The 14,611-nt window shown below is 63.9% G+C and carries 13 protein-coding genes and 1 riboswitch; of the genes, 6 read left to right on the plus strand and 7 right to left on the minus strand.

Going from position 1 to position 14,611, the window contains the following annotated elements; all coding sequences use genetic code 11:
• Positions 1–541: 541 nt before the first annotated feature.
• Both BPHYT_RS32720 and BPHYT_RS32725 read right to left on the minus strand, forming a co-directional pair.
• Positions 542–1,282 (minus strand): CbtA family protein, encoded by a 741-nt coding sequence (locus BPHYT_RS32720; RefSeq protein WP_012428409.1) that lies wholly within the window; start codon positions 1,280–1,282, stop codon positions 542–544.
• Positions 1,283–1,293: 11 nt separating this feature from the next.
• Positions 1,294–1,515: a CbtB domain-containing protein gene (locus BPHYT_RS32725; RefSeq protein WP_012428410.1), complete on the minus strand. Its 222-nt coding sequence runs from the start codon at positions 1,513–1,515 to the stop codon at positions 1,294–1,296.
• Between the two features lie 2 nt (positions 1,516–1,517).
• A riboswitch (adenosylcobalamin (AdoCbl) riboswitch) is annotated at positions 1,518–1,670 on the minus strand.
• An 87-nt stretch (positions 1,671–1,757) separates the two neighbouring features.
• Between BPHYT_RS32725 and BPHYT_RS32730 the strand changes: the two genes are divergently transcribed.
• A complete protein-coding gene (locus BPHYT_RS32730; RefSeq protein ID WP_012428411.1) occupies positions 1,758–2,354 on the plus strand; it encodes a histidine phosphatase family protein in 597 nt (198 codons plus the stop codon).
• A gap of 18 nt (positions 2,355–2,372) precedes the next feature.
• Here BPHYT_RS32730 and BPHYT_RS32735 read toward each other — a convergent pair whose 3' ends face one another.
• From BPHYT_RS32735 to BPHYT_RS32755, 5 genes are all read right to left on the minus strand, one after another.
• A complete protein-coding gene (locus BPHYT_RS32735) occupies positions 2,373–2,813 on the minus strand; it encodes a hypothetical protein (RefSeq protein ID WP_041759866.1) in 441 nt (146 codons plus the stop codon).
• A 109-nt stretch (positions 2,814–2,922) separates the two neighbouring features.
• Positions 2,923–3,939, minus strand: coding sequence for a hypothetical protein (locus BPHYT_RS32740; protein ID WP_012428413.1), 1,017 nt, complete (start codon positions 3,937–3,939; stop codon positions 2,923–2,925).
• Between the two features lie 19 nt (positions 3,940–3,958).
• The gene (locus BPHYT_RS32745) at positions 3,959–5,317 is read right to left on the minus strand and encodes an MFS transporter (protein WP_012428414.1); all 1,359 of its coding nucleotides are present in this window, start codon (positions 5,315–5,317) and stop codon (positions 3,959–3,961) included.
• A complete protein-coding gene (locus BPHYT_RS32750; protein ID WP_012428415.1) occupies positions 5,314–6,390 on the minus strand; it encodes an alpha/beta hydrolase in 1,077 nt (358 codons plus the stop codon). The genes BPHYT_RS32745 and BPHYT_RS32750 overlap by 4 nt, the downstream gene beginning before the upstream one ends.
• Before the next feature lie 75 nt (positions 6,391–6,465).
• The gene (locus BPHYT_RS32755; protein WP_012428416.1) at positions 6,466–7,518 is read right to left on the minus strand and encodes a porin; all 1,053 of its coding nucleotides are present in this window, start codon (positions 7,516–7,518) and stop codon (positions 6,466–6,468) included.
• Positions 7,519–7,728: 210 nt separating this feature from the next.
• Between BPHYT_RS32755 and BPHYT_RS32760 the strand changes: the two genes are divergently transcribed.
• From BPHYT_RS32760 to BPHYT_RS32780, 5 genes are all read left to right on the plus strand, one after another.
• Positions 7,729–8,631, plus strand: coding sequence for a LysR family transcriptional regulator (locus BPHYT_RS32760; protein WP_012428417.1), 903 nt, complete (start codon positions 7,729–7,731; stop codon positions 8,629–8,631).
• An 84-nt stretch (positions 8,632–8,715) separates the two neighbouring features.
• Positions 8,716–10,233 (plus strand): ATPase domain-containing protein, encoded by a 1,518-nt coding sequence (locus BPHYT_RS32765; RefSeq protein ID WP_041759349.1) that lies wholly within the window; start codon positions 8,716–8,718, stop codon positions 10,231–10,233.
• Positions 10,234–10,236: 3 nt separating this feature from the next.
• Positions 10,237–11,895 carry an ATP-binding protein gene (locus tag BPHYT_RS32770; protein WP_012428419.1) on the plus strand — a complete coding sequence of 553 codons (1,659 nt, stop codon included), beginning with the start codon at positions 10,237–10,239 and terminating at the stop codon, positions 11,893–11,895.
• Between the two features lie 119 nt (positions 11,896–12,014).
• Entirely contained in the window at positions 12,015–12,491 is a 477-nt protein-coding gene (locus BPHYT_RS32775; RefSeq protein ID WP_012428420.1) for a MarR family winged helix-turn-helix transcriptional regulator, read from the plus strand.
• 6 nt (positions 12,492–12,497) lie between these two features.
• Entirely contained in the window at positions 12,498–14,600 is a 2,103-nt protein-coding gene (locus tag BPHYT_RS32780) for an FUSC family protein (RefSeq protein ID WP_012428421.1), read from the plus strand.
• The last annotated feature ends 11 nt before the right edge of the window (positions 14,601–14,611 follow it).

Below are 14,611 nucleotides of genomic sequence, written 5' to 3' on the forward strand. Positions count from 1 at the left end.
CGCAGGACAAATCCCGACGGACAGTGAGGTGTGCGGGGCGCAAAAAAAGCCCGCACGAGGCAGACAAAAGCAGCAACCGCCGGAGAAAAGCGGACACGCTGAGAGTTGGACAGGTAACGGACACGCGGCCACTGTACGTATGGCGCGGACGGAGTGGCGATAAGACAACTCCGGGGAAAAGGAACAAGAGACTTGAAAACAGAAAAGGGGCGACCGGAGCCGCCCCTGGGTTCATGCACCGCATCACATGCGCAAATAGCCGCCGTCAGCGAAAGGGCCGCAAAAATCACACCCTATGATTTACTGCCCTTCTCGTACCAGCGCGCACCCGGTTCGTCACGATCCATCTGCGCGAGCGCAAGCCGCACACACGGCCTTCGCTCAACCCGGCCCAGCGCTGAAGGCAGCGCTGTATCTCCAACACCTTCCGCCCCAACTCCTTGACGCAGAACCCATCTCAACCACTGCGCGCAAACCGCGAAGAGCGACGCGCGGAGAGCAAAGCGCAACCACCAAACCAGTCGCGCTCACGCCATGCAAATCAAGCCGACTTAACCGCCGCCCGTCCGCCCACCCGCGTCAACACGCTCCGCTCGACCAACGCCCCAAACAGCAGTCCGATCGTCGCCCACATAATCGCCTGCATGCCGAGCGCCGCGACGCGGAATTTCCACAGCAGCACCGCCGGGAAAGCCTCCGGCACTTCGTTGATCGTGGGCATCGACAACTGCACCGCGGCGATGATCACGATGAACACCGCCGCCCCCACAATCGAGCCGTTCCACGCGCCAAGCTTCATCGCCGCGCGGCGCCGCACCTTGAGCGAGAACACCATCGCGGCCAGCGATATCGCAATCATCAGGAAGAACAACCCGGTGCGCGTGCCGATGGTCTCAGGGTCGCCGACCGAGGGCGGGTTCGCCGGATACTTCAGATTCGGCACGACCGCGAGCGCAATGAACGCGCCAAGCGCGAGCCACGCGGACAATGCGCGCGGGCTCAACGCACCCACTCGCCCATAGGCGTACGCGAACACGAGCGAGAACAGCCCGCCGAACGCCGCGCCGTAAGTCAGCACGCCGGTCAACAAGCCGATGCCCCGCTGTGTATCGCGGCTCACGATTTCTGGCTCGGGCGCCTCGCCTTTCGCAGCGTCGGCCTTTTCTTCGAACGAAATCGCCTGATTGACCTGCGGCTCGGCCACCACCCGCGCGAAGCCGAACGTGAGCAGTCCTGCGGCGATGCCTGCAAGCATGCCGCGCACCAACAATTTACCAACCATGGTCGACTCCGTTAGTGGCAGGGAAAGCCGAGCAGATGGCGGCCGTCGTGCACGAACTCATGCACGTACATGCCCGGCACCAGCGAGGTGGCGCCCTGTTCCGCACCCACGAAGTAAAGCGCGAGCAACAACAGCAAACCGCCGAACACGACCCAAGGCAGCAACTCGCGCAGCGGAATCGGCGTGGGTTGGGCAACGGGCTGATTGGCGGGATCGAAAACGGCTTCGGTCATGATGGACATCTCCTGGGGTAACGCGCCCCGATAGTCATTGCAGAGGATGGTGCGAAGCTCAGGTCTGGCTTTCGGCTTGTGCTGCCGATTACAGTGGCGCGACCGCGCCGGGCTCTCACCGGCTTCCGCGCTTCGCAGTCCCGCTATTCTACGCGCTAAACTTCGGCACCCGGCAACGCAAAACGCACGCTCATCCCGCCGCCGTTCGGCTTTGGGGCGTGGCTTTACAGGACATGCACAGAATGGACACCCGGCTGTTACTGGTTAGCCACGCGTCGACCGCCGCCCAGCGCGCAGGCCGTTTTCCGGACGACGATCCGCTCGACGCCCGCAGCCTCGCCGAAGCCGAAGCCCACGCGGCACGCCTACGCCTGGCGATCGCGGACAACGCACCGGCTTTCGTCAGCCCGGCCGCCTGCGCGCGCGAAACGGCAGCGGCCCTGGGCCTCGCGGCATCGGTCGAAGCCGGCCTGGCGGATCTGAACTACGGCAAATGGCAAGGACGCCGGCTCGCCGATCTCGCTGCCGAAGCGCCGCAAGACATCGCCGCATGGACGCGCGATCCCGACGCCGCGCCTCACGGCGGCGAGTCGTTCAGTCAACTCGTGAAACGGGTGGGAGAATGGCTCGAAGCATCGTCAGACGGCGCGACGGATCGTACATCGACCCGTCCTCGCGACGTGATCGCCGTCACCCATGCGCCGGTGCTGCGGGCAGCGGTCGTGTATGCGCTCGGGGCACCGCCCGACATATTTCCGCGCATTGAAATCGCGCCGCTTTCGATGATCGAGTTGCGGCGCTCGCCGCGCGGCTGGACATGGTGGCCGGCGTCACACTAGCCGCTCTCGCCCGGCGGCTTACTTGGCCGACACCATCAGACGCAGCTTGTTCGACCCGGTCGGCGTCAGCGTGATATCTGTCCGTTTACTTTTCGCGCCCAGATAAAAGTGCTGACGTCCCGGCGAATTCTGATCGTGCGTCGCGTCCGGAAGACACGAAGCGATGTCCGCCGCGACTGCTTGCAGTGCGTCGGCATTCGAACCGGCATCGTGATGCGGCGTCCACGTGCATTGATACGAGCCGCGGCTCGCCGAACATTGCGCGTCGTCGCCGTAAGGTTGCGCGACGCCCTTGCCGTCGTCCGGCGTCAACGAGGCGAGGCCGCCAGGAGCGGCCGCGACGATCCGTTTCAGCGATGTGCAAGGGCTCGGCGCATCGTCGGCATAGGCGCCGCTGGTCAGCAAGACGCCCAGCGACGCGGCGGCAAGCGCGGTGGCAAGCAATCGGGTTCTGTTCATGTCGGCGCGGTCCTCGAAGTCACTCACGGGTACTAGCGCGATAGCACGCTTCATGCCCATGAACGCCGACGATCTGAAGACCGCGCTCAAGACCGCGTCACCGTCACCGTCATCCCGAACCCGTACCGAACAAAGCCGCCAGCCCCTGCGCCGACCCGAAAATCCCCTTGGCATCGTGCCCGACACCCTCGATCACGAACGTCCGATGCTTCGCCAGTCCTTCGGGATGTCGCAACGCCATATAGCGCGCATAAGCCAGCCCGCGCCCGAGCCGGTGTTCACCTTGCGTCAGCGCGGCGCATGAGCGGTCGAGCGCCGGATGCTGCGGATCGCAATCCGCGCCGCCGAGCAGCACGGTCACGTCACGCTGCGCGTAACGCGCTTCGAGCGCTGCCGCTGAAGCCGCGTCGCCCGCATAAGCCGGCAAATCCTCGAGCCCATACTTCCAGCGATTGAACGACGGACACCGCGTCCGATCGAACGCCGCGAACTCGCCGGATACAGCGGACGCAACCGGCCGCATCGTATCAAAGTACACATACGATGAAGGATTCGCGACCACATAGCGCAACGCGATTCCGCGCGCCGCGAGCGGCGCCTCGTCGCGCGCCAATACCGCATAGCGCTGCACGACCTGCGCGCCGCCCGAGTGCCCCGCGATCACCACTTCGGCAAGCGACGCGAACTGCTCGCGCGACGCCAACGCATGCAGAATCGCGTCGAGCACATCGAACGAACTGATCGGCGCGGGACCTTCGGCGTTCTCGCCGCCCATCCAGCTCGTCCAGTCCCAATGCAAGGTGGATGGCGGCAGGTCATGCGCGTCGACATCGGCGGTCGCGAGAAACTGCGGCACGATCAGCAGCGTATCGGCCGCGCTGCCACCGGCGAGCGCGCACGAACGCTGCGCAAGTTCGAAATACGTGTCGCCGTTGCGCAGGCGGCCATGAATCAGAATCACGGCGCGTTGGACTTCGCGCGTCGGCGCCAGCCAGTCGCCGTTCGAAAACACCGGCACGGTGCCGCTGCCGGCTTGCGTCGCGACGCTCAGATGCCGGCTCGCGACGACCGCGACGGGACGTTCATTCGGCGCGCGTTCGTCGTCTGTGATGAAAGGCTCGGTCATGCAATAGGCTCTTGGTTGATCAATGAGTCGCGGACCTCGCCGCCACGTCGCCCGAGATGAGTCCAGCGCGCGTGAAGTACACCATCGCGAGCGACACGAAGCCGGCAAAAATCAGGTAGAACGCGGGCGTGAGACTGCTGCCGGTCACGCGCGTCAAGCCGGTGATGGTGAGCGGCGCCATGCCGCCGAACAGCGTCACCGCGATGTTGTACGACAGCGCCACGCCCGCCGAACGGCTGCGCACCGGGAACAAGGTCGCGAGCATGCCGGGATGCGCGCCGGACATCGCGGCGAGGAACAGCGTCGCGATCATTTGCGCGATGAACAGATACCCCGGCGTGGGATTCGTCACCACGAAGTGATAAAGCGGATACACGCAGACCATCCACGCGATCACGATGGGATAGAACAGCCGGTATGCGCCGTAGCGATCGGCGAGCTTGCCCGACAGTGGAAACAGAAACAGATTCAGCACGCCGGACACGAACGCGCCGAGCAACGCGGTGGAAAGCGGCAGATGCAATTGCCGTTCGACATACACCGACAGATACGAGTGCCACACGTAATTGGTCGCCGCCCCGATGATGATCACGCCCATCGCGCAAATCGCCGCGTCGCCGTTATCGCGGAAGAACTGGCGGATCGTGACGCGCGGCGGTCTGTCCTTGTGTTCGAGCAGCCGCTCGAACTCCGGCGACTCGGCCACGCGATGCCGGATATAGAAACCGAACGGCCCCGCCAACGCGCCGAACAGAAACGGCAAACGCCAGCCCCAAGCCACCAGTTGCTCATGCGTGAGCTGCGTGGTCAGCAGATAGCCCACCCCGGAGGACAGCAGCAACGCAAACGCCTGCGCCGACATGTTGAAGCTGCCGTAAAACATCTTCTTGTGCGGCGGCGCATACTCGACCAGCATTGCGGACGCCGTCGCAAACTGTCCGCCCACGGAGAGTCCTTGCAACAGGCGCGCGAGCACCACCAACAGCGGCGCGGCCATGCCGATGCGCGCGTAGCCTGGCGTGAGACCCATCAGCAAAGTGCTGGCCGCCATCGAAATGATCAGCAGCGAGAGCGCTTTGCGGCGCCCCGCGCGGTCCGCGTAGATGCCGAGCAGAATGCCGCCGATTGGCCGCACGATAAATCCGACCGCGAACGTGGCGAGCGTCAGCATGATCGACACGAAGCCGCTGCCGCCGGGAAAGAACACTTGCGCGATGATCTTCGCGAAGTAGCCGTAGATCAGAAAGTCGAACCACTCGAGGCCGTTGCCGAGAATGGACGCGAAGATCGCGCGCCGCACCATCGACGGACTCAAGCCGTTCGACGCATCGGCTTCAGACGAAGCGCCATCGCGCTGATTGAAGGTCGCTTCGCTCATTGCTCGCATCCCGGAGTGTCGAACATTGCTGACAACGCGCATACCGAGGTCAACATGCGCGCACCGTTGTGCCCCACGCCCGGCACGATATGAAAGCTCTGCTTCAAGCCGTCCGGATGCCGCGATTGAATGTACCGGTAGTACGCCTCGGCGCGCGCGACGCGTTGCGGCCCTTGCGCTTCAGCGGCACAGGTTCTGTCGAGCGCGCTCTGCTGCGGATCGTCATCCGCGCCGCCGACCAGATAGTCGATCCGCCGCGCCGCATAAGTCGCTTCGAGTTGCGCGGGCGTCCGGTCGTCGAGATACGGCGGCCGGTTGTCCATGCCGTATTTCCATTGATTGAAGTCGGGACATTGCGCGGCATCGAACGGCGCGGCAATGCCTTGCGCGTTGGGCCGTTGCGCATCGAAATACGCGTACGTGGACGGACTTGCCACGACGTAACGCACGTCGATGCCCTCTCCGGTCAGCGCGGCGATATTGCGTGCCGCGACAGCGTAACGCTGCACGACTTGCCCGCCGCCCGAATGCCCGGCGAACACCACGTGCCGCAGATTGGGAAACAGCTTGCGATCGGCGAGACGCGCGACGATCGCGTCCAGCACCTCGTAGGAACTGATCGGCAACGGCGCGCGCGCCGCTTCGCCGCCCATCCAGGCGTCGCCGGTCCAGCGCAGCAGATCGGCGGGTTCGTCGTGCACGCGCGTGTCGAGCGTGGCGAGGAATTGCGGCGCGATCAATAGCGTGGCGTCGGGGTCTGCGTGCGCGGCATCGCGGGCATTCTGCGCGGTGCGAAAGTACACATCCGCATTGCGCAGCTTGCCGTGAATCACGATTACCGCACGCGTCACCTGCGGCTGCGCGACGTTCCAATCTTTCGACAGATACAGCGGAAATTCCGCTTGCCCTTTCGGCGTGTCGAGCGTGAAGCGCGCATCGGAGATCGTCGCTACCGGTTTCAGATGCGGCTCGTACGCATGCACCGCGAGCGCCGATTGCGCGAACGTCATCAATACTGCCGCGCCTGTCGACGCACATAGCACCGCGAGACGTCGTGAAAGATTGAAAGTCATGCAGCTTGCTCCTGATCACCGTGCACTGTCTTGAACGCGGCGCGTCGTCAAATCCGCCGCTGAAAAACCAAATACCTAGAACCGGTGGCGAATGCCGAGCGTCACGCCAATCTGGTTCGGACCGAACGCGGTGTCGCTCGTCAAACCGACGGGCGTGTACTGATCGTTGGCGTAGTGCATGGACGCGGCATACGCGACGGTTGCATACACATCGGTTCGCTTCGACAGAATATAGTCCGCGCTCAGCACGCCCATCAACGAATTCGACACGTTGTCCGCCTTGTTGCTCTGGTAGTACGCGGCGCTCGTCAGGCGGAAAGCCGGTGTGACCAGATAACGCACGCCGCCGAACCATAATGCCGACGACACGGACTTGCCCTTGGTCGGGTTGAACAAATAATGCTCATAGCCGCCCATGAGCGTGACGTCGCCGAGCTGCTCGCGCGCCGAGGCGCTCCAGTTACGCGACTTGGTCCACATGCCTGTCGCGTTGACCGCGCCGTTGCGGTAGTCGTAGGCCACGGCCGCGGCAAAGCTGCCGGTGTTGTAATCGAGCGCACCGCCGTAGGCCGCGCTGCTCTGAAACGAATCCGCCGAGCCACCGAAGCTGTAGTCCGCCGTCGCCGTCAAACCGCCGAAGCGGCCCACGTATTTGACCGAGTTGTTCACGCGCGCCTTGAACGAAAAGCCGTCGGCGGAACCGGTGGTCGGCATCCACGTGTACTGCTGGCCGAACGCCATCGGGTCGTATTTGATGAGCGTGTCGTACATCGCCGTGTACTGCAAGCCCGCCGACAGCGCGCCGTACGCATTCGAAAGCCCCACTGCCGCGGTGCGGTTGAACAACACGCCCGCGCTCGCATTGGTGCCGTCGTTGCCGTTGAAGCCCGCTTCGAGAATGAAGAACGCTTTGTTGCCGCCGCCGAGATCTTCGGCGCCGCGAAAGCCGAAGCGCGAATTACTCAGGCCACCGGAATTCTCGCGGACCAGCGAGCCGCCGCTCGCGCCCGCGTGGTTGAGAAATTCGAGGTTGGTGTCGATCACACCGTATAGCGTGACCGATGCTTGCGCGTGTGCGCCTACACAAGGCACTACGCCCAAAGCAGCCACGACACATTGTTTTTTCACTGACGTCTCCTGTCGACCGGAGTTAGCGCTTCAGCACTTACTCGGGTCCCATGCACCGCATTTGTTTTATTTCGCATTCGTGTCCGATGCGATGGACGAGATCGTAGGAGCGGACGTGGTAAATGTAAAATACCTGTTTTACGCACAATCCATACTTAATGGATATGGCAGCGAATCGACTTGCGAGCGCTGCTGAGGAGACGAAACGCTATGGAACTGCGGCATCTGCGTTACTTTCTGGCGGTCGCCGAAGAAGGCCAATTCACGCGCGCGGCTGAGCGGCTGGCCATGCAACAGCCGCCGCTTTCACAGCAGATTCGAACGCTGGAAGAAGAGATCGGCTTTGAGCTGTTCGTGCGCATGCCGCGTGGTGTCTCCTTGACGCCAGCTGGTCAGGCCTTCGCGGAAGACGCGCAACGCTTGCTGCAGAGTCTGCAGCAGTCGGTCGAAAAGGCGAGCCGGATTGCGCGCGGCGAACTCGGCACGATTTCGATCGGCCTGACCAGCTCCGCTGCGTTCCACCCATTCACGACCGAGGCGATCCGCGCATTTCGCGCGGTCTGCCCCGAGGTCGCCGTGGAGCTTGCCGAACTCAACGCGGCGGAGATCATCGAGCGTCTGGCCGCGGGTCAGATTCAGGCAGCGTTTCTACGCAAGCCAGTCGACGCGCGCGAAGGCGTGGCGTTCGAGCTGCTGCTCGACGAACCGATGGTCGTGGTGTTGCCGGTCGGTCATCCGTTACTTAAGGGCAAGAAGCGTCCGCAAGTGTCGTTGAAAGCGTTGGCTCACGAAGACTTCATTCTGGTCCGCCGCCCAGGCGCACCCGGCATGTATGCCGATATCCTCGCCGCGTGCCGGCAAGCGGGTTTCGTCCCGCGCGTCGCCCGTGAAGTGCCGCGCATGGTGTCGGGGATCAATCTCGTGGCGGCGGGTCTGGGCGTGACGTTGGTGCCCGCTTCCATGCAGCGTTACGACCAGGTGGGCACCGTGTACTGCACGCTCGCCAACCCCTCGAAGCTCAGCGCGCCGCTGCACCTCGCCTATCCCACGGCATTGCACAACAACGCGGCCACGCGCTTCATTCAGCTGGTGAAGGCACGCGCCGGCGCATGACGCGATCCATGGGCACAGAAATTGCAATCTCGTCGTACCGGCTGTGCATCTATCAGCCTCTTTTCGACGCCAAAACGCTACGCCATGTCAAACAGACACGTTGCCGGTATGCCGGCCCGCCTTTCCTCGGGGATCGATGGAATCGACGACATCCTGGGAGGCGGTCTCACCCCACACCGCATGTACCTGGTAGAAGGTGCGCCTGGCACGGGTAAAACTACCTTGGCCTTGCAATTCTTACTCAAGGGCGTCGAAGAAGGGCAGAGAGGCTTGTACATCACGCTTTCCGAGACCCGCTCCGAACTGATTTCGGTAGCCGAAAGCCATGGGTGGAATATCAGCGGCTTCCATATTCTCGAACTGGTTTCGGACGAAGGTCTCGACCCGCAGTACGAGCAGACCGTGCTGCATCCGGCCGAGGTCGAACTCGGCGAGACGGTGCGCAACGTCATCCAGCAGGTCGACGAACTCAAACCGGCGCGCATTGTGCTCGACAGCCTTTCCGAGTTGCGTCTGCTGTCGCAGAACCCGCTGCGATACCGGCGGCAGATTCTCGCGCTCAAGCGCTATTTCGCCACCCGTGAATGCACTGTGCTGCTGCTCGACGACAATTCGTCCGATCCCGGCGACGTGCAGTTGCACAGCATCGCGCACGGCGTGATCAGCCTCGACAATCTCGTGCACGACTACGGCGGCAACCGGCGGCGCACGCGCATCGCCAAGATGCGCGGCATCAAATTCCGCGAGGGTTACCACGACTTCACGCTCGACACGGGCGGCCTCCACGTCTATCCGCGCCTCGTCGCGGCAGAACATCACACGACATTCGATGCCGAGGTGGTCAGCACCGGCACGCGGGGTCTCGACGCGCTGCTCGGCGGCGGTCTGATTCCCGGCACCAATGCGCTGTTGATCGGCCCTTCGGGCGTCGGCAAGACCACCACGGTGGTGTCGTGCCTGATCGCGGCGCTCGAACGCGGCGAGCGCTGCGTCTACTACGTGTTCGACGAAACCCTCGTCACGTTGATGATTCGCTGCGCGGCGCTCGGCATGCATCTGGCGCCGCACGTCGAAAGCGGTCTGCTGACGCTGCGTCAGATCGATCCGGCGGAAATCTCGCCCGGTGAATTCGCCAGCGACGTACGCCGCTCGGTCGAGAAGCACGGTGCGCGGTATGTCGCGATCGACAGCCTGAACGCCTATCTCCAGGCGATGCCCGGCGAGCGCTATCTGCTGCTGCAAATGCACGAACTGCTCGGCTATCTGAATCAGCAGGGCGTCATCACGATGCTCGTGCTGGGACAGCACGGCATTATTGGCGAGGTGCAAAGCGATATCGACATCAGCTATCTGAGCGACGTGGTCGTACTGTTCCGCTACTTCGAGCACCACGGCGAAGTGCTCACGGCCGTGACGGCCGTCAAGAGCCGCGCCAATTCCCATGAGCGCTCGATCCGCCAGTTCCGGCTCAGCCGCGACGGCGTGGAAGTCGGCGAGGCACTGCGCGACTTCGAGGGCGTGCTATCCGGACTGCCGGCTTATCGCGGCAGCACCGCGCTGCTCGGCACAACAAACCGCGTCATCGAATCGTCCGGGCAGTAAGCTATGGAGCAACGCGTCCTTATTCTTGCGCCGTTCGGCCGCGACGCCGATGTGATTGCCGAAGTGCTGCACAAAGATAAGCGCCTCTGCGTGGCATGCCGCGATGCCGACACGCTCACCGCGGCACTGGACGCCGGTGCGGGCAGCGCGTTGATCGCCGAGGAGGCGCTCGCGGGCAATCATGCGGCCCGCTTGTTCGACTGGCTCGAACAGCAGCCGGCGTGGTCGGATTTCCCGTTTATTCTGCTCGCCGCCTCACGCCTCGGACATCGCTCCGAACGCGGCCTCGAAGTGCTTGAACGGCTCGGCAACGTGGTCGTGCTTGAACGGCCGCTGAATTCGGAGACGCTGCGGCGCGCGGTGGCGTCGTCGTTGCGCGCACGCGCGCGGCAATACGAATCGCGCCGCCATCTGGCCGAGCGGATCGAAGCGCAAGAGGCGCTGGTGCAATTGAACGACTCGCTGGAAAGCCGTATTGCCGAACGCACTCAGGAACTGGCCTCCGCCAACAACCGCCTGATGATGGAAATTCACGAGCGCGCCAAAGTCCAGGCGGTGCTGGTGCAATCGCAGAAGATGGAAGCGCTCGGGCAACTCACCGGCGGCATCGCGCACGACTTCAATAATCTGCTGAACGTCATCATGGTCAACGCGGAACTGATCGCGCGAGTGAGCAGCGATGAGCGCCTTCGCGGCATGGCCGCCACCGTCAAACGCGCGACCCAACGCGGCGCGAAACTGACGGGACAGTTGCTGACTTTCTCGCGCAACAGCAACCTCGATCTGAAAGCGGTAGACGTAGTAGCGTTGCTGCAAGGCATGCGCGACATCATCACCGTGTCGCTCGGCTCGAGCATCCGTTATACCAACGAGTTCGATGGCGATGAGATGTGGACTCAGGCCGACGCCAATCAACTCGAACTGGCCATTCTCAACCTCGCCATCAACGCGCGCGATGCGATGCCGGGCGGCGGCCAGCTCGGCATTCGCGTGAGGCAGCGCGAGGCGCCCGATCAGACACTCGCTGAGGGCCGCTACGTGGTGGTCGAAGTCGCCGATACCGGCTCGGGTGTGCCGCCCGATGTGGTGTCGCGCGTGTTCGATCCGTTCTTCACCACCAAGCCGATCGGCAAGGGCACGGGACTCGGCTTGAGCCAGGTCTACGGCATTGCGAGGCAGGCCGGCGGCACCGCGCGTCTGTTTAGCGAGGAAGGCGTGGGCACCACTGTCGAGCTCTGGTTGCCGTTGCGCGAACGCGTGGCGCCGCAGGCCGAGGCGGCGTCGGATGCCGAAGCAAACGTGGTCGGCGAAAAGCGGGTGCTGGTGGTCGAAGACGACAGCGAGGTGCGCGCCATGCTGGTCGAGTCGCTAAGAATGCTTGGCTACACCGTGACCGAAGCCGCCGACGGACGCACAGGCCTGAACCGCTTGCAGGACGACAACCCAGACTTGCTGATGGTGGACTTCGCGATGCCCGGCATGAACGGGATCGATGTGATCGCCGAGGCGCGCAAGATGCGCGAGGATTTGCCGGTGATCCTTGCAACGGGTTATGCGGACGTGGACATCTCCGGGCTGGCGGTGAAGCGCTGCACGATTTTACGCAAGCCATTCCAGCTGGACGATCTGGCGCGCACGGTCAGACTCGGGCTCGCGGCCTGAGTCACGCGGACCTAACGAACCCGCGCGCATGTCAATGCGCGCGGGTTGCGCCGCACCGCCATAAAAAATTCCGGAATCAATAGTTTGCTAACGAATTTTTTGCAAATACAATACCGGCCATGTCGAATCTCGATATCTTGCGCCGGACAGTCAGCAGCACCCTGGTCGTCGCCGCCCGAAAATGGCGACGCACGAGCCATGGCGTGCTGGCAACCTTCAATGTCTCTGAGGCGTGCGCCACGCCGCTCCTGACCGCCAGCCGGCTCGGCTCGGCCGTGCGCCAGGTCACGCTCGCCGATCACATTGGTATTGAAGGGCCCTCGCTCGTGCGGCTGCTCGATCAACTGTGCGCCGCGGGCCTGATGCGTCGCGACGAAGACCCCGAAGACCGGCGCGCGAAAACCGTGGTACTCACCGAAGAAGGCCGCGCCGTCACCGCGAAAATGGAAGAAGAACTGGTCACGCTGCGGGCGCAAGCGTTAAAAGGCGTCTCGCGCAGCGATCTCGAAGCGACCTTGCGCGTGCTCGCCGCATTCACGGCCGACGCCGCCGAGCGCGCCGAGCAGAACAACGATCGCAGCGGCGAGCCGGCGTAACGGTCGATGGTCTACCCTTCCCTTCGCGACTGGCTGTTTTCGGTCAAGACATTTGCCGCGGCGATGATCGCGCTCTACATCGGCCTCGCGCTCGAACTGCCGCGGCCTTATTGGGCGATGGCCACCGTCTACATCGTGTCGAATCCGTTTGTGGGCGCGACGCGCTCCAAGGCGCTCTATCGTGCGCTCGGCACCATGCTCGGCGCTTCGGCAGCGGTGCTGCTGGTGCCGCCCTTCGTCGAATCGCCCTATCTGTTCAGCGTGATCGTGGCGCTCTGGACCGGCACGATGCTGTATCTGGCCGTCTCCGATCGCACCGCGCGCAGCTACGTGTTCCTGCTGGCCGGTTATACGATGCCGATCATCGCGCTGCCCTCGGTGACCAATCCGGGCGGCGTGTTCGATCTCGCGGTCAGCCGTACCGAGGAGATCACGCTCGGCATTGTCTGCGCGAGCATTGTCGGCAGCGCGCTGTTTCCAAGCCGGCTTGCGCCCACGATCATCAAACAGACCGACGCATGGTTTCGCGACGCCGCGTTCTACGCAACCGAAACGCTCTCCGGCCGGCTTGCCGGCTCGGCCATTTCGGGTGCGCGGCAACGCATCGCGGCCACCATCAACGGCCTTGAATTGCTGCTCAGCCAACTGGCCTACGATCACACGCGGCCCGACATACTGGCGCGCGCGCATGAACTGCGCGGGCGCATGCAGTTGCTGCTGCCCATCATGTCCTCGCTCGCCGATCCGCTGATCGCGCTCTACAACAGCGGCCGGCAGACGTGGCCCGAAGGGCTGGAAAGCCTGCTCGCCGACGTCATCAAATGGTTCAACGAGCCGATGCCCGCCGTGAGCGAGGGCTATCACCCGGACCGGACGGCCGACGCATTGCGCGAGCGCATCGCGGCGATGCAACCGCCGCCGTCCGCGCTCGCGGGCTGGGATGGCGCGCTGCTCTCGAACGCGTTGTGGCGCATGAAGCAGGTGATCGATGTCTGGCAGGACTGCCGCTCGCTGCGCATCATCATCACGCGGGAAGAAGGCTCGTGGCGTCCGCGCTTCCGCCATTGGCGGCTGGGCGGCACGGAGCGCTTCTACGATCGCGGCATCATGCTGTTCTCGACCGGCACGGCTGCGGCGGCCGTGGTTCTTGCGTGCAGTTTATGGATCGGCTCGGGCTGGAACGACGGAGCGAGCGCCGTCACGCTCGCGGCCGTGGCATGCTGCTTCTTCGCGGCGCTCGACGAGCCCGCGCCGTTCATCTTCCGCTTCTTCGTGGCGACCGCCATTAGCGTGGTGGCGGCGGGCGTCTATCTGTTCGTCGTGCTGCCGCATGTGCATGACTTTCCCATGCTGGTGATCATGTTCGCCGCGCCGTTCATCTTCGTCGGCACGCTGATTCCACGCCCGCAGTTCAACCTCGCCACGGTGCTGGTCGCCGTGAACACGGCCACCTTCATCAGCATTCAGGATGCTTACGACGCCAACTTCCTGGTGTTCCTGAACAGCAACATCGCAGGCCTCGCCGGCTTGCTCTACGCGTATCTGTGGACGCGCGCAACGCGGCCGTTCGGCGCCGAACTCGCGGCGGCCCGTCTGTTGCGTTCGAGCTGGGCCGACGTGGCGCTCACGGCGTCGACACGGCCGATAGAAGATCCGCGCAATCTCGCCGCGCGCATGCTCGACCGCCTGATGCAACTGATCCCGCGCCTTGCCGCGACGGATGACCATCGTCATCCGTCGATCGAAAGCTTTCGCGATCTGCGCATCGCCTTCAACGCACTCGATCTGCGCCGCCTGACCCACAAGCTGGGCGGCGACGCGCCGGCCGCGATCGATCACGTGCTCGACGACGTGCGGCAGTACTATGAAAGCTGCGTGGATCGCCGCAAGCGCGAGCCGGTGCCGGAGAGCCTGATGTCGTCGATCGACGCCGCCGTGGCGCGCGTGACGGCACAAGGGCTCGCCAACGCAGGGGCGCCGAGCGCGACCTCGCAAACGTCGGCGCGCCGGTTGCGCGAGGCTCTGCACGCGCTGGTCGGCTTGCGTCTTTCGCTGTTTCCGGCCACGCTGACGCAACCCGCGCCGCCCGAACCGGAGGCCGCTGCCTGATGCGCTCATGC

It is taken from the genome of Paraburkholderia phytofirmans PsJN (genome assembly GCF_000020125.1).
Classification (GTDB): Bacteria; Pseudomonadota; Gammaproteobacteria; order Burkholderiales; family Burkholderiaceae; genus Paraburkholderia; species Paraburkholderia phytofirmans.

Coding starts and splice junctions, on each gene's coding strand:
- BPHYT_RS32720 (WP_012428409.1), bottom strand. CDS start 1,282: ATGGTTGGTAAATTGTTGGTGCGCGGCATGCTTGCAGGCATCGCCGCA.
- BPHYT_RS32735 (WP_041759866.1), bottom strand. CDS start 2,813: ATGAACAGAACCCGATTGCTTGCCACCGCGCTTGCCGCCGCGTCGCTG.
- BPHYT_RS32725 (WP_012428410.1), bottom strand. CDS start 1,515: ATGACCGAAGCCGTTTTCGATCCCGCCAATCAGCCCGTTGCCCAACCC.
- BPHYT_RS32750 (WP_012428415.1), bottom strand. CDS start 6,390: ATGACTTTCAATCTTTCACGACGTCTCGCGGTGCTATGTGCGTCGACA.
- BPHYT_RS32775 (WP_012428420.1), top strand. CDS start 12,015: ATGTCGAATCTCGATATCTTGCGCCGGACAGTCAGCAGCACCCTGGTC.
- BPHYT_RS32730 (WP_012428411.1), top strand. CDS start 1,758: ATGGACACCCGGCTGTTACTGGTTAGCCACGCGTCGACCGCCGCCCAG.
- BPHYT_RS32770 (WP_012428419.1), top strand. CDS start 10,237: ATGGAGCAACGCGTCCTTATTCTTGCGCCGTTCGGCCGCGACGCCGAT.
- BPHYT_RS32780 (WP_012428421.1), top strand. CDS start 12,498: ATGGTCTACCCTTCCCTTCGCGACTGGCTGTTTTCGGTCAAGACATTT.
- BPHYT_RS32740 (WP_012428413.1), bottom strand. CDS start 3,939: ATGACCGAGCCTTTCATCACAGACGACGAACGCGCGCCGAATGAACGT.
- BPHYT_RS32760 (WP_012428417.1), top strand. CDS start 7,729: ATGGAACTGCGGCATCTGCGTTACTTTCTGGCGGTCGCCGAAGAAGGC.
- BPHYT_RS32765 (WP_041759349.1), top strand. CDS start 8,716: ATGTCAAACAGACACGTTGCCGGTATGCCGGCCCGCCTTTCCTCGGGG.
- BPHYT_RS32745 (WP_012428414.1), bottom strand. CDS start 5,317: ATGAGCGAAGCGACCTTCAATCAGCGCGATGGCGCTTCGTCTGAAGCC.